A 14,540-nucleotide genomic window follows, 5' to 3' on the forward strand; every position below is an offset into this window, starting at 1 on the left:
CGCGCTCTGTCGCGCAGGGCCTGCGTTCGCCCAGAAGAAAGGACAGCCACCGTGAACTACGAAGTGATCGTCACCTGCGCGGTGACCGGCGCCGGCGATACCGTCGGCAAGCACCCGGCCATTCCCGTCACCCCCAAGGAAATCGCCGCCGCCGCCATCGAGGCTGCCAAGGCCGGCGCCACCGTCGCCCACTGCCACGTGCGCGACCCGCAGACCGGCAAGCCGAGCCGCGACGTGCACCTCTACCGCGAAGTGGTCGAACGCATCCGCGAGAGCGACACCGACGTCATCATCAACCTCACTGCCGGCATGGGCGGCGACCTGCAGATCGGCCAGGGCGAGCGGCCGCTCGAGTTTGGCGCCGGCACCGACCTGGTCGGCCCGCTGGAGCGCCTGAAGCACGTCGAGGAGCTGCTGCCGGAAATCTGCACCCTGGACTGCGGCACCCTGAACTTCGGCGACGGCGACTTCATCTACGTCTCCACCCCGGCCCAGCTGCGCGCCGGCGCCAAGCGCATCACCGAGCTGGGTGTGAAGGCCGAGCTGGAAATCTTCGACACCGGCCACCTCTGGTTCGCCAGGCAGATGCTCAAGGAAGGCCTGCTGGAAGACCCGCTGATCCAGATCTGCCTCGGCATCCCGTGGGGCGCGCCGGCCGACACCACCACCATGAAGGCCATGGCCGACAACATCCCCGACGGCCTGACCTGGGCCGGCTTCGGCATCGGCCGTTCGCAGATGCCGATGGTCGCCCAGGCCATGCTGCTGGGCGGCAACGTGCGCGTCGGCCTGGAGGACAACATCTGGCTCGACCGCGGCGTGCATGCCAGCAACGGCCAGTTGGTCGAACGCGCCATCGAGATCATCGAACGCCTCGGTGGCCGCGCCCTGACCCCGGCCGAAGGGCGCAAGAAGATGAACCTCAAGCCGCGCTGATCTGCCGCGCCGAACTGCTCCCGTAGGAGCGGACCTTGTCCGCGAATGCCCCCGCAGGGGCCCGTTCGCCCACCGGCCCGCTCCCGCCCAACGCCCTTATCCGCTGGAGTCGCCATGTCCTTCATCACCCAAATCAAAACCTTCGCCGCCCTCGGCAGCGGCGTCATCGGCAGCGGCTGGGTCGCCCGCGCCCTGGCCCACGGCCTCGACGTCGTCGCCTGGGACCCGGCCCCCGGCGCCGAAGCCGCGCTGCGCGCGCGCATCGCCAATGCCTGGCCGGCGCTGGAAAAGGCCGGCCTGGCCCCCGGCGCCTCGCAGGATCGCCTGCGCTTCGTTCGCACCATCGAAGAATGCGTGCGTGACGCTGACTTCATCCAGGAAAGCGCCCCCGAACGCCTGGACCTGAAGTGCGAGCTGCACGCGAAGATCAGCGCCGCCGCCAAGCCCAATGCGCTGATCGGCTCCAGCACCTCGGGCCTGCTGCCCAGCGAGTTCTATGCCGACGCCACGCACCCCGAGCGTTGCGTGGTCGGCCACCCGTTCAACCCGGTGTACCTGCTGCCGCTGGTGGAAGTGGTGGGCGGCGAGAAGACCGCGCCCGAAGCGGTGCAGGTCGCCATCAAGGTCTACGAATCCCTCGGCATGCGCCCGTTGCACGTGCGCAAGGAAGTTCCCGGCTTCATCGCCGACCGCCTGCTCGAAGCGCTCTGGCGCGAGGCGCTGCACCTGGTCAACGACGGCGTTGCCAGCACCGGCGAGATCGACGATGCGATCCGCTTCGGTGCCGGTCTGCGCTGGTCCTTCATGGGTACCTTCCTCACCTACACCCTGGCCGGCGGCAACGCCGGGATGCGTCACTTCATGGCCCAGTTCGGCCCGGCGCTGCAACTGCCCTGGACCTACCTGCCGGCTCCGGAGTTGACCGAGACCCTGATCGACCGCGTGGTGGAAGGCACCGCCGAACAGCAGGGCAGCCGCAGCATCGCCGAGCTGGAACGCTACCGCGACGATTGCCTGCTGGCAGTGCTCGGCGCCATCAAGGAAACCAAGTCGAAACACGGCTTCGCCTTCGCCGACTAACCTCACGGTTCATCATTCGCTCCAAACCACCCCCTCTCCCTTCAGGGAGAGGGCCGGGGAGAGGGGCTCTTCGGACGCGAACATGACCCACGCCCTGAAAACCTACGAAACCCCCATCCTCGCCGAGTGGACCGACTACAACGGCCACCTGCGCGACGCCTTCTACCTGCTGCTGTTCAGCTATGCCACCGACGCCCTGATGGACCACCTGGGTCTGGATGCCGAGCATCGCGCTGCGACCCACGACTCCCTGTTCACCCTCGAAGTGCACCTCAACTACCTGCACGAGGTGAAGGAGGACGAGAGGGTCGAAGTGCGCACCCAGTTGATCGCCCATGACCGCAAGCGCCTGCACGTTTTCCACAGCCTGCACCGTGCCGGCGAAGACCTCGCGCTGGCCGCCAGTGAGCAGATGCTGCTGCACGTCAACCTCGAGGGCGGTGCGCGCTCTGCCCCCTTCGAAGGTGTGGTGCTCGAGCGCGTGCTGGCGCTGGCCGAAGCCCATCGCCCGCTGCCGCGCCCGGACTACGTCGGCCGCGTCATCGGCCTGCCGGGCTGAGCGGCATGAACCGGCGCTATCCGCTGTCCGATGCCATGCAGGCCTTCGTCGCCGAGACGGAGGCTCATCCGCTGGCCGGCCCGACGCTCGATGCCCAGCGGGAAAACTACGAGCGCATGGCGGCGGCCTTTGCGCCTCCGGTTCCGCCGGGCCTGCGGGTCCGCGACATTCGCCCCGAAGGCCTGGTCGAACTGCGTCTGTACCGGCCCGAAGGTACGCCGCCGGCGAATGGCTGGCCCACGGTGTTCTACATCCATGGCGGCGGCTGGGTGCTGGGCAGCGCCCGCACCCACGACATGATCTGCATTCCTCTGGCTGTCGAACTCGGTGCGTTGGTGGTCGCCATCAGCTACCGGCTGGCGCCCGAGCACCCTTATCCCGCCGCCCTCAACGATTGCCTCGACACCTGGCGGCGCATTCACCGGGACGGTCTCGGCGAGCCAGTGGATAACACCCGTACCGCGGTCGCCGGCGACAGCGGCGGCGCCAATCTCGCCGCCGCGCTGTGCCTGGCGCTGCGCAATGGCGGCGAAGCGCTGCCGCTGGCCCAGGCGCTGATCTACCCGGCGCTGGGCAACCTCGACACCCCCTCGCGCACCACCTGCGCCGACGCGCCGCTGATGACCCGCGCGGCCGTTGACGAATACCTCGCTGCCTATCTCTCGCGACCCGCCGATTGGCGCGACCCGCTGGCGCTGCCGCTGCTGGCCGAAGACCTCGGCGGCCTGCCGCCGGCCTTCATCGCCGTTGCCCAGTTCGACCCGTTGCGCGACGACGGCGCGCTGTACCGCGACCGCCTGCGCGAAGCCGGCGTGGCGGTGGATTACTTCCCCGGTGCCGGGCTGGTCCACGGCTGCCTGCGCGCTCGCCGCGTGGCCGAAGTGGATGCCCTGCGCGGCGCCCTGATCGCGGCCTTGCGCCGCAGCCTGAGTCGATGAGGAGCAACGCATGCAGACCACGCAGGACAACCCCGCCGTCGCCGACTGGCGTACCTACCGGCTGACCGCCGAACTGGCCAGCCTGCGCCCGCTCGACAATCGTCTGGAAGTGCTCTGGGCCGACGGCCGCGTCAGCCCCTTCCACCATCAGTGGCTGCGCGACAACTGCCCGTGCGGCGAGTGCGTCTACAGCGTCACCCGCGAGCAGGTGCTGGAGATCATCGACGTGCCGGCGAGCCTCGCCCCGGCCCGCGCCAGCCTCGATCAGGGCCAGCTGTGTGTCGACTGGCAGGACGGTCACCGCAGCCGTTTCGACCCCGGCTGGCTGCGCGCCCACGCCTATGACGACGAGTCCCGCGCGGAGCGTCTGGCCGCGCACCAGACCACCCGCGTCTGGCGCCGCGACTTCGAAGTTCCGGTGTTCCAGCACGACCGGCTGCTGGAGGACGACTCGGCGCTGCTGGAGTGGATGCTCGCCCTGCGCGACCTCGGCCTCAGCCGCGTGGACGGCGTGCCCACCGCACCCGGCTCCCTGCACCGCATCGCGCAGCGCATCGCCTTCATCCGCGAGACCAACTTCGGCGTATTGTTCGACGTGAAGTCCAAGGCCGCCGCCGCCGACAGCAACGCCTATACCGCCTTCAACCTGCCGCTGCACACCGATCTGCCGACCCGCGAGCTGCAGCCCGGGCTGCAATTCCTGCATTGCCTGGTGAACGATGCCGAGGGCGGCGACAGCGTGTTCGTCGACGGTTTCGCCATCGCCCAGGCGCTGCGCGACGAAGCGCCGGAAGACTTCCGCACGCTCTGCGAGATGCCCATCGAGTTCCGCAACAAGGACCGCCGCAGTGACTACCGCTGCCTGGCGCCGGTGATTGCCCTGGACGCGCGGGGCGAGATCAGCGAAATCCGCATCGCCAACTTCCTGCGCGGCCCCTTCGACGCCCCGGCCGAGCACATGGACGCGCTGTACCACGCCTGGCGCGCCTTCCTCACGCTGACCCGCGATCCGCGCTTCCGCCTGCAACAGAAGCTGCGTGCCGGGCAGATGTGGTGCTTCGACAACCGCCGCACCCTGCACGCCCGCACCGCCTTCGACCCGGCCAGCGGCGAACGGCACCTGCAGGGCTGCTACATCGACCGCGACGAACTGCTGTCGCGCATCCTGGTGTTGCAGCGCGAAAGCTGAAGCGGCTAAAGCCGGGCAAAAAAAATCCCCTGCGGCGCCCGACGCGCGGCAGGGGACAAATCGAGCCGATTCGGGCTCTTTCGTGTGCGAGGCCCCGCAACCGGCGCCGGTGCCGGTTGCGGGGTATGGAAGCCAGTCTGCGCGTCGTGCCGCCGCCTCGGTTAGCCGAAAACGACCTGCGCTTGCCCGCCGCGGACATTCCGTCGGACAGGTGCTTGCCGCGCTCTTCCGGGCTTACCAGAATCGATGCAGACCTCTGCCGCTCCCAAGGAGACCCGCGATGATGCACGCCGACCTGATCGACCAGGACGATTTCCGCGAACGCCTGCAAGCGCTGGGTTTCGCCGTGCCGCCGGGCATCACTGCCGAGCAGGCCTGCGAGTACGCCGTACGCGGCCTGACACCGGAGCGCTCGCTGGCGCTGCGCCGCCTGGTGGAGGAAATGCTCGCTGGCAATGCGACCCTGCTGCCCGCCGTGCGCGAGGCGATCTCCCGGCAGTTGCTGCCGGCGTTGGTGCCCAAGCCCTTGTGATCGTCAAGGCAGGTCGGCGGCTACTTCCAGTGGTATGAGCGGGAAGCTGTCGCCAATGGGATCACCCAGCAAGGCCAGGTAGCGTCGGCCCCGGTCTGCCACCGTGACCTTTCGGCCCGCGTCCAGCGGCAGGCTCGGACAAAGCACGCGCAGTTCGTTCGCCTCGGGCAGCAGCAGGGCATGGCGGGGAGCACTTTCCTGCAGCTTGCTGCGCAGGCTGAGGCGGCAGGGACGCGGCTGCGAGGATAGCCAGCTGCCGCGCAACTCATAATGATCGCCGCCGAGCAGGCGGAGGCTTTCCACTTTTGCCAGCTGCCAGGGACTTCTGGGAGAAAGGCGGATGCCGAGCAGTTCGCCGACCGCGGGCGGTGGCGGGTCCTCCCAGCGTCCACTGAAGTGCTGGCCTGTCGTACGAGGCTGTGCCAGTGGCAGGAGGGGTGGAAGACCGGGTTTGAGTGCGGGGCGGCTGAATTCGATGTCCTGCGAGTGCGCGACCACTTCGTCCAGCCCGCCACGGCCGCCGGAATGCTGGGACCAGACATCGCTCGCTTCTTGCTGGCGTTCGAAGTGGCGTGCGTCGAGCCGGGGGTCGTCCGCGACGCCCAGGTGCGCAAGCAGTGCCGGGAAACCCTGGCACATTTGCCAGGGCTCGGCGTCGGGTTCCACTTCGCTCCAGCAGGCAAGCAGGTGGGCATTGAGGTCGAAGGACGTACCCCTCTCGCTGCTGGCGGTGAAGCGCTTGAGCATGTCCCGCAGTTCATCGACTGCCAGGGCGAGTCCGCCTTCACGGCAGGCGATATCGGGATCAAGGAACGGGTGGTCGTCTTCTCGTTCCAGTCGCCACCGACTTCCAGGCCGTTCCGGTTGGACATGCACGACGGAGGCGAACACCTGGGTCGATTCGATCAGCGCCGGCAGGTATTGCGCGGGAAGCTCCAGCGGCCGGGAGCCGGCGATGAGCAGGCAATGCAGGTAGCCGCCGGCAATGGTCTGGCTCCGCGGTTCGAAGGCTTCGCCGTCCTCGATGGGCAGGTGCTGGACCTCGAGTTTCAGGGCGCGCCTGTAGACCTGGTGCAGCAACTGCCACAGCCCCGGCGGGGCGGGATGGTGGTTCTGCAGGCAATTGCAGTGCACTTCCTGCAGGCTGCGCACCATGCGTTGCATCAGCAGGGCGGCGGTCTTGCGTTCGGCGCGGCGGGTGCGCAACAGGTACCAGTAGCCCCTGAGCAGCCGTCGGTGGAGGGCAAGGATGAGCTTTTCCGCCTTGTCGGCCCGTGCCTGCTCGAGGGCGCTGGAGTGCTCGCCGAAGAGTTCGGTGAGTTGGCGGCTGACGTCGAAGATCTGCGGGCGCAGGCGCTCGAGTTGGCGCAGCAACTGGATGCCGGTCAGGTGCGAGTAGTCCAGTTCGATGGCCGTGCGGTACAGCTCCCGCGTTTGCTGGGCCAGGTAGTCGAGGGCGGTGTCCATGTGTCCCGTGATTCCGAAGGATGCTGGCGAGCCCTTCGGAGACTGCGGGATTCAGGACATTTTGCGATTCAGACGAATCTGAATGATGGTGCGTCATGCGTCACAGGCATGAAAAAGGGAGGCCACGGGCCTCCCTTTTTTCGTTTGTAACTCGGGCTCAGAGCACCCGCACGCTGGCGAAGGTGGATTCGCCCTGGGCTTGGCTGAGGGCGGAGATGGCCGAGGAGTTGGGCATGAGGGCCAGGTCCTGCGGGATCGGCATGACCATCACCGGCTGGCCGATGGGCTGGCCCTGGCGCTCGTCGCGCGGGGGGATGCCGAAGTATTCGCGGTAGCACTTGGAGAAGTGCGGCGTGGAGACGAAGCCGCACACCGAGGCGACCTCGATGATCGACATCGACGTCTGCTTGAGCAATTGGCGCGCGCGGATCAGGCGCAGCTTCAGGTAGTAGCGCGACGGCGAGCAGTGCAGGTACTTCTGGAACAGACGCTCGAGCTGGCGGCGCGAGACGTTGACGTAGACGGCCAGTTCGTCGAGGTCGATGGGCTCCTCGAGGTTGGCTTCCATCAGCGCGACGATTTCCTGCAGCTTGGGCTGGTTGGTGCCGAGCATGTGCTTGAGCGGCACGCGCTGGTGGTCCTGCTCGTTGCGGATGCGCTCGTAGATGAACATCTCGGAGATCGCCGCCGAGAGTTCACGGCCGTGCTCGCGGCCGATCAGGTGCAGCATCATGTCCATCGGCGCGGTGCCGCCGGAGGAGGTGAAGCGGTTGCGGTCGATGGAGAACAACCGGGTGCTCATGGCCACGCGGGGGAAGGCTTCCTGCATGGCGGCCAGGCATTCCCAGTGCACCGAGCAGTCGTAGCCGTCGAGCAGGCCGGCCCGGGCCAGGGCCCAGCTGCCGGTACACACGGCGCCGAGTTTGCGGCCGTGGCGCGCCTGGGCCTGGAGGAAGAGGGTGTGTTCGCGGGTGACGCTGCGCTGGATGCCGACGCCGCCGACCACGATCAGCGTGTCCATCTGCGGGGCGCTGTCGCAGGCCGCGTCGGGGGTGATCTGCAGGCCGTCGCTGGCCCACACCTGGCGGCCGTCGAGGCTCAGGGTGTGCCAGCGGTAGAGTTCGCGTCCGGAAAGCTGGTTGGCCATGCGCAGCGGTTCCACCGCCGAGGCCAGGGAGATCAGGGTGAAGTTGTCCAGCAGCAGGAAGCCGATGGACTGCGGAGCTCGGTTTTGCGGGGGAACTCCGGGGTTGAACGCATTCATTCGATCACCTCACGCTAGTCACAGTCGCCTCACGGGAGGCGTTTCTTATGCTTGTTGTTCTGTTCGGGAATCCGCCTCGGGGGTGGCCCGGGCTGTTCCTCTGTTCTCTCTGCCTGTTAACAAGGCAAATGCCGTGCCTAGGTTGAATGGCCGTTCAATTAAAAAAGAAAACGGCATGGGAATGCCGTTTTTGCAGGTCCGGATTGCGACGCCGCGAAGGTCGCAAATACGCATGGATCGGGGCCTGGGGTTTTTGGTAGCACTCACCGGTCATAGGGCCGGCGGTGCCCTGCGCGGAACGGTAACGCCCTTGTGTTGTCGGGACGGGCGTACCGCTTGCGCCATCAGGGGGCGCGCCGGGGCTGGCGTGGTCGATTGCGGGTCAGCACTCGATGATGCTGACGGCCAATCCGCCGCGCGAGGTTTCCTTGTACTTGTCGTGCATGTCCGCGCCGGTGTTGCGCATGGTGCGGATCACCTGGTCGAGGCTGATGAAGTGCTGGCCGTCGCCGCGCAGGGCCATCTGTGCGGCGTTGATGGCTTTCACCGCGGCGATGGCGTTGCGCTCGATGCAGGGCACCTGGACGAGGCCGCCGACCGGGTCGCAGGTGAGGCCAAGGTTGTGTTCCAGGCCGATCTCGGCGGCATTCTCCACCTGTTCGGGCGTGGCGCCGAGCACTTCGGCCAGACCCGCCGCGGCCATGGCGCAGGCCGAGCCGACTTCGCCCTGGCAGCCCACTTCGGCGCCGGAGATGGAAGCGTTCTTCTTGCACAGGATGCCGACGGCGGCGGCCGCCAGAAGGTAGTTGGTGACGTCGTCGTCGCTGGCATCGGGGTTGAAGCGCATGTAGTAGTGCAGCACCGCGGGGATGATGCCGGCCGCGCCATTGGTGGGCGCGGTGACCATGCGCCCGCCGGCGGCGTTTTCCTCGTTCACCGCGAGGGCGAAGAGGTTGACCCACTCCATGGCGGAAAGCGTCGAGCCGATGACGTTGGGCCTGCCGATTTCCTGCAGGTTGCGGTGCAGGCGTGCGGCGCGGCGTTGCACGTTGAGGCCGCCGGGGAGGATGCCTTCGTGGCGCAGGCCGTTGTCGACGCAGTCGCGCATGGCCTGCCAGATGGTCCTGAGGCCTTCGCGGATGTCGGTTTCGCTGCGCCACATGCGTTCGTTGGCCATCATCAGTTCGGACACGCGCAGGTTGTGGCGGCGGCAGAGCATGAGCAGTTCGGCGGCGCTGGCAAAGTCGTAGGGCAGCACGGTGTTGTCGGTGTCGAGGCTGCCGGAGGCGGCCTGTTCCTCGTCGACCACGAAGCCGCCACCGATGGAGTAGTAGGTGTCGCTGTGCAGCACGTGGTCGCCTTCGATGGCGGTCAGGCGCATGGCGTTGGGGTGGTAGGGCAGGTTTTCTTCGAGCAGGCGCATGTCGCGTGCCCAGTCGAAGTGGATCGTCCGGCTGCCGGCCAGCAGCAGTTCGCCGGAGCGGCGCAACTGCGCCATGCGCGGTTCGATCTGGCTGGGGTCGATGCGGTCCGGCCATTCGCCCATCAGGCCCATGATCACGGCGCGGTCGGTGCCGTGGCCGACGCCGGTGGCGGACAGCGAGCCGTACAGGCGCACTTCCACGCGGCTGGTGCGTTCGAGCATCTGCCGTTCGCGCAGGGCGCCGACGAACAGGGCGGCGGCGCGCATGGGGCCGACCGTGTGCGAACTGGAAGGGCCGATACCGATCTTGAACAGGTCGAACACACTGATTGCCATGCCGGACTCCGGGCGAGCTGCACATCCATGAGAGAGTGGGATAGGCACGTCCCTGTGCCCGCGATGCCCGGCCATCATCGACCCAAGTCCGGCACTGGCTGCGTCCATCGACGACGCGGCCGTATCCAATAACGCCGCCTGCGCACCCCGTTGGGGCCGGGTGCGGGAGCACCTGTTCCGGGGCCGACGAAAGCTTGCCTCTTTACGACGCGAGCGCTGCGAACCACGACCGGTCGATAGGCGTGGGCGGCCCTGCTGTTCCATGATCCGCCACCGACGAACGGCCGCGTTCGCCCGTATCCACCCCCATTCTCCGCAGTCAGAGGCTGGTCTCATGAAGAGTCTTGTGTCGTCGCTGTTGGCGTTATCCGTGGTACTACCGGGCGCTGTGCGCGCCGCCGAACCCGAATCCTGCGCCGTGGTGCGCTTCGCCGATGTCGGCTGGACCGACATCACCGTGACCACCGCGGTGACACGTCTGGTGCTCAGCCACCAGGGCTACCGCACGCAGGTGGTGCGGCTGTCGGTGCCGGACACCTACAAGGCGATGTCGGAGAAGAAGATCGACGTGTTCCTCGGCAACTGGATGCCGAGCATGGCAGGCGACATCAAGCCTTTCGCCGACAAGGGCCAGGTGGAGACGGTGGGCGCCAACCTCGAGGGTGCCAAGTACACCCTGGCGGTGCCGCGCTACGCCTATGAGGCGGGCCTGAAGACTTTTGCCGATATCGCAAAATTCAAGGATCAGCTTGGCGGGCGGCTCTATGGCATCGAGCCGGGCAATGACGGCAACCAGCTGATCCAGAAGATGATCAACGAAAAAGCCTTCGGCCTGGGCGACTTCAAGCTGGTGGAGTCCAGCGAGGCCGACATGCTGGCCTACGTCAAGCGAGCCGGGGCCTTGAAGCAGCCCATCGTGTTCCTGGGCTGGGAGCCGCACCCGATGAATACGCGCATCCAGATGAACTATCTGGAGGGAGGGGATTCCTATTTTGGCCCCAACTTTGGCGGCGCGACGGTCTTCACCAACGTCAGAGCAGGCTATCTTCAGGAGTGCCCCAATGTCGCGCGGCTGCTGAAGAACCTGAAATTCGACCTGGCGATGGAGAACCAGCTGATGGATGCGGTGCTCAACGAGCGACGCAATCCCCGCCAGGCCGCCAAGAGTTGGCTCAAAGCCAATCCGCAGGTCCTCGATGGCTGGTTGCAGGGTGTCGCTCCGAACACATCGGGCGCGGCGCCAGGGGGTCAGAAAACCGCCGCCATGGAGTGATCCGGGCCTCTGGAAGTCGCTGGAACCGGGCCTTTCCACTGGATGCGACATGGCTGGTGCTGAATACGACTCCGCCTGCACTGGATGCGACCCACCCGGTAGGCGACGAAATTTTCCTGTTCCATGATCGTTTACGAAATGACAACAAAAGGACCTGCGCTTCGAGGTCCCACTCATAATTCAGACCGCCGCGCCCCACTGTGGGCAGCGCCGGCGCCCCACCCCGCAGAGGAGTACGCTCATGAAAGGTTGCAAGTCTTTGCTGCTGGCTGCTGTGTCCGTTTGCGCACCGCTGGCGGTTCAGGCCGCTGAACCTGAGTCGTGCGGCACGGTACGTTTCTCCGATGTCGGCTGGACCGACATCACCGTGACCACCGCTACTACCCGTCAGGTGCTCGAGTCGCTTGGCTACACCACCAAGGTCACCATGTTGTCCGTGCCGGTGACCTACAAGTCGCTGGCGAACAAGGATCTGGACGTGTTCCTCGGCAACTGGATGCCGAGCATGGCCAACGACATCAAGCCCTACGCCGACAACGGTTCGGTTGAGACGGTGAAAGCCAACCTCGAGGGCGCCAAGTACACCCTGGCCGTGACCCAGGCCGCCTACGACGGCGGGCTGAAGTCCTTCGCCGACATCGCCAAGTATGCCGACAAGCTGGGCAACAAGATCTACGGCATCGAGCCGGGCAACGACGGCAACCGCCTGGTCCAGGGCATGCTGGACAAGAACCAGTTCGACCTGGGCAAGTTCAAGCTGGTGGAATCCAGCGAGGCCGGCATGCTCTCGCAGGTCGGGCGTGCCGACCGCCGCAACCAGTGGATCGTGTTCCTGGGCTGGGAACCGCATCCGATGAACACCCGCTTCAAGATGAAGTACCTCGAGGGCGGGGATGACGTGTTCGGCCCCAACTACGGCGGCGCGACCATCTACACCAACGTCCGCAAGGGCTACGTCCAGGAGTGCTCGAACGTCGGCAAGCTGCTGACCAACCTGACCTTTACCCTGGACATGGAAAACAAACTCATGGATGCCGTGCTCAACGGGGGCAAGAAGCCCGAAGAGGCGGCAAAAGCCTGGTTGAAGGACCATCCGGAACTGCTCGACGCCTGGCTTGCCGGCGTGACCACCCGTGACGGCAAACCGGCCTTGGCGGCAGCCAAGGTGGCACTCTCGAAATAAAAAGTCGAAGTAAGTGCCGAAGTAATTGCCGTTGGCCGATTCCTCAAGCTTCTGATGGGCCCGCATTATGTTTCTGACTGACCACAAGCTACCGCTGGGCGAGCATATCGCCGCCTTCGTCGACTGGCTTACGCAACACGGCGCGTCGGTGTTCGACAAGATTTCCGACACCCTCGAGTTCCTCATCCACGGCGTCACCAACAGCCTGCTCTGGTTCAACCCGCTGGCGCTGATCGCGCTGATGGTCTTCCTGGTGTTCTACATCCAGCGCAGCTGGGGGCTCGCCGCTTTCGCCCTGGCTTCGCTGCTGCTGATCCTGAACCTGGGGTACTGGCAGGAAACCATGGAGACCCTGGCGCAGGTGATCTTCGCCACGGTGGTGTGTATCGCCATCGGAGTGCCGCTGGGCATCCTGGCGGCGCACAAGCCCTGGTTCTACACCGCGCTCAGGCCCTTATTGGACCTGATGCAGACGGTGCCCACCTTCGTCTACCTCATTCCCACCCTGACCCTGTTCGGCCTGGGTGTGGTTCCGGGTCTGATCTCCACGGTGATCTTCGCCATCGCCGCGCCCATCCGCCTCACCTGCCTGGGTATCCAGGACGTGCCGGCGGAGCTGATGGACGCCGGCAAGGCCTTCGGCTGCTCGCGCTGGCAACTGCTGACGCGCATCGAGTTGCCGCACGCCATGCCGAGCATCGGCGCGGGGATCACCCAGTGCATCATGTTGTCGCTGTCGATGGTGGTTATCGCCGCGCTGGTGGGTGCTGACGGCCTCGGCAAACCGGTGGTCAACGCGCTCAACACGGCGGACATTTCCCTCGGCTTCGAGGCCGGTCTGGCCATCGTCCTGCTCGCCATCCTGCTCGACCGGGTGTGCAAGCAACGTTCGCTGCGGGGGAGGTAAGCACTATGTCGGCGATTCGATTCGAACATGTGGATGTGATTTTCGGCACCCACACCAAGGAAGCGCTCAAGCTGCTGGACCAGGGCCTGGGCCGCGAGGAAATCCTCAAGCGCACCGGCCAGGTGCTGGGCGTGGAGGATGCCTGCCTGGACGTCAATCGCGGCGAGATCTGCGTGATGATGGGCCTGTCGGGCTCGGGCAAGTCCAGCCTGCTGCGCTGCATCAACGGCCTCAACCGGGTCAGCCGCGGCAAGCTGCTGATCGAGCACGAGGGCCAGCAGGTGGATATCGCCAGCTGCTCGCCGGCGACGCTCAAGACCATGCGCACCAAGCGCATCGCCATGGTGTTCCAGAAGTTCGCCCTGATGCCCTGGCTGACCGTCGCCGAGAACATCGGCTTCGGCCTGGAGATGCAGGGACGCCCGGCCAACGAGCGCAAGAAGGTGATCGACGAGAAGCTCGAACTGGTCGGCCTGTCGCAGTGGCGCGACAAGCGCCCGGATTCGCTCTCCGGCGGCATGCAGCAGCGCGTCGGCCTGGCCCGCGCGCTGGCGATGGATGGCGACATCCTGCTGATGGACGAACCCTTCTCCGCGCTGGACCCGCTGATCCGCCAGCAGCTGCAGGACGAACTGCTGGTGCTGCAGCGCCAGTTGCACAAGACCATCGTCTTCGTCAGCCACGACCTGGACGAGGCGCTGAAGATCGGCACGCGCATCGCGATCATGAAGGACGGCCGCATCATCCAGCACGGCAAGCCCGAGGAAATCGTGCTCAGCCCGGCGGACGACTACGTGCGTACCTTCGTCGCCCACACCAACCCGCTCAACGTGCTGTGCGGTTCCAGCCTGATGCGTGGCCTGGACCAGTGCCGCCGCCAGGCCGACGAGGTGTGCTTCGACCAGGGACGCGATTGCTGGCTGGGGCTGACCGAGACCAACCAGATCAAGACCGCGCGCCAGGGCAGCAACATCATCGACCTGCAGCAATGGCGCCCGGGCGACCCGGTGGAGAAGCTCAAGCACGAGCCGACCCTGGTGGACGTCAACATCCGCATGCGCGACGCGCTGCAGATTCGTTACCAGACCGGCCACAAGCTGGTGCTGCAGGAGCAGAGCCGGGTGGTCGGCGTGCTCGGCGACAGCGAGCTGTACCACGCGCTGCTGGGCAAGAACCTGGGCTGATTCTTTCGGCCACATGAAAACGCCGGCTCCCTGCGAGGGGAGCCGGCGTTTTTGTTGTTGCTGCAGCCTTGGTTTTTGTGGGAGCGAGCTTGCTCGCGAATGGACTTCCCGGTAGTTCGGGGTGCTGGGCGGTTCGCGAGCAAGCTCGCTCCTACAGGTTTTGCCCGGTGCTGCGGCTGACCCTCACCCTAGCCCTCTCCCAGAGGGAGAGGGGATCGTTCGGCGGAGGATGAAACGGCAGCATCAGCCGGCACAATCGGCTCCCTCTC

Annotated in this window: 13 protein-coding genes; 10 read left to right on the top strand and 3 right to left on the bottom strand. The window is 66.2% G+C overall.

The window, feature by feature from the left end; all coding sequences use genetic code 11:
- The first annotated feature begins 51 nt into the window (after positions 1-51).
- The 6 genes from C167_RS0127055 to C167_RS0127080 all read left to right on the top strand — a co-directional run bounded on the left by C167_RS0127055 (position 52) and on the right by C167_RS0127080 (position 5,234).
- A complete protein-coding gene (locus C167_RS0127055; protein WP_017521453.1) occupies positions 52-936 on the top strand; it encodes a 3-keto-5-aminohexanoate cleavage protein in 885 nt (294 codons plus the stop codon).
- Between the two features lie 114 nt (positions 937-1,050).
- A complete protein-coding gene (locus C167_RS0127060; RefSeq protein ID WP_017521454.1) occupies positions 1,051-2,016 on the top strand; it encodes an L-carnitine dehydrogenase in 966 nt (321 codons plus the stop codon).
- Positions 2,017-2,098: 82 nt separating this feature from the next.
- A complete protein-coding gene (locus C167_RS0127065; protein ID WP_017521455.1) occupies positions 2,099-2,575 on the top strand; it encodes a thioesterase family protein in 477 nt (158 codons plus the stop codon).
- 5 nt (positions 2,576-2,580) lie between these two features.
- A complete protein-coding gene (locus tag C167_RS0127070) occupies positions 2,581-3,513 on the top strand; it encodes an alpha/beta hydrolase (RefSeq protein WP_017521456.1) in 933 nt (310 codons plus the stop codon).
- A gap of 10 nt (positions 3,514-3,523) precedes the next feature.
- The gene (locus tag C167_RS0127075) at positions 3,524-4,702 is read left to right on the top strand and encodes a gamma-butyrobetaine dioxygenase (protein ID WP_017521457.1); all 1,179 of its coding nucleotides are present in this window, start codon (positions 3,524-3,526) and stop codon (positions 4,700-4,702) included.
- A 280-nt stretch (positions 4,703-4,982) separates the two neighbouring features.
- Positions 4,983-5,234 (top strand): hypothetical protein, encoded by a 252-nt coding sequence (locus tag C167_RS0127080; protein ID WP_017521458.1) that lies wholly within the window; start codon positions 4,983-4,985, stop codon positions 5,232-5,234.
- Between the two features lie 3 nt (positions 5,235-5,237).
- On the opposite strand, the gene C167_RS0127085 is transcribed toward C167_RS0127080, so the two are convergent.
- From C167_RS0127085 to C167_RS0127095, 3 genes are all read right to left on the bottom strand, one after another.
- Positions 5,238-6,701: a hypothetical protein gene (locus tag C167_RS0127085; protein WP_017521459.1), complete on the bottom strand. Its 1,464-nt coding sequence runs from the start codon at positions 6,699-6,701 to the stop codon at positions 5,238-5,240.
- A 157-nt stretch (positions 6,702-6,858) separates the two neighbouring features.
- The gene (locus C167_RS0127090; protein WP_017521460.1) at positions 6,859-7,965 is read right to left on the bottom strand and encodes a GlxA family transcriptional regulator; all 1,107 of its coding nucleotides are present in this window, start codon (positions 7,963-7,965) and stop codon (positions 6,859-6,861) included.
- 382 nt (positions 7,966-8,347) lie between these two features.
- Positions 8,348-9,724 carry an L-serine ammonia-lyase gene (locus tag C167_RS0127095; RefSeq protein WP_017521461.1) on the bottom strand — a complete coding sequence of 459 codons (1,377 nt, stop codon included), beginning with the start codon at positions 9,722-9,724 and terminating at the stop codon, positions 8,348-8,350.
- Positions 9,725-10,058: 334 nt separating this feature from the next.
- Between C167_RS0127095 and C167_RS32990 the strand changes: the two genes are divergently transcribed.
- From C167_RS32990 to choV, 4 genes are all read left to right on the top strand, one after another.
- Complete coding sequence (locus tag C167_RS32990) at positions 10,059-10,997, top strand: choline ABC transporter substrate-binding protein (protein WP_037006363.1); 939 nt, start codon at positions 10,059-10,061, stop codon at positions 10,995-10,997.
- Between the two features lie 241 nt (positions 10,998-11,238).
- Positions 11,239-12,180, top strand: a complete 942-nt coding sequence (locus tag C167_RS0127105) for a choline ABC transporter substrate-binding protein (RefSeq protein ID WP_017521463.1) — start codon at positions 11,239-11,241, stop codon at positions 12,178-12,180.
- 67 nt (positions 12,181-12,247) lie between these two features.
- Positions 12,248-13,087, top strand: coding sequence for a choline ABC transporter permease subunit (gene choW / locus C167_RS0127110; protein ID WP_017521464.1), 840 nt, complete (start codon positions 12,248-12,250; stop codon positions 13,085-13,087).
- Between the two features lie 5 nt (positions 13,088-13,092).
- A complete protein-coding gene (gene choV / locus C167_RS0127115) occupies positions 13,093-14,271 on the top strand; it encodes a choline ABC transporter ATP-binding protein (RefSeq protein ID WP_017521465.1) in 1,179 nt (392 codons plus the stop codon).
- The last annotated feature ends 269 nt before the right edge of the window (positions 14,272-14,540 follow it).

Source organism: Pseudomonas nitroreducens TX1, from assembly GCF_000313755.1.
Classification (GTDB): domain Bacteria; phylum Pseudomonadota; class Gammaproteobacteria; order Pseudomonadales; family Pseudomonadaceae; genus Pseudomonas; species Pseudomonas nitroreducens_A.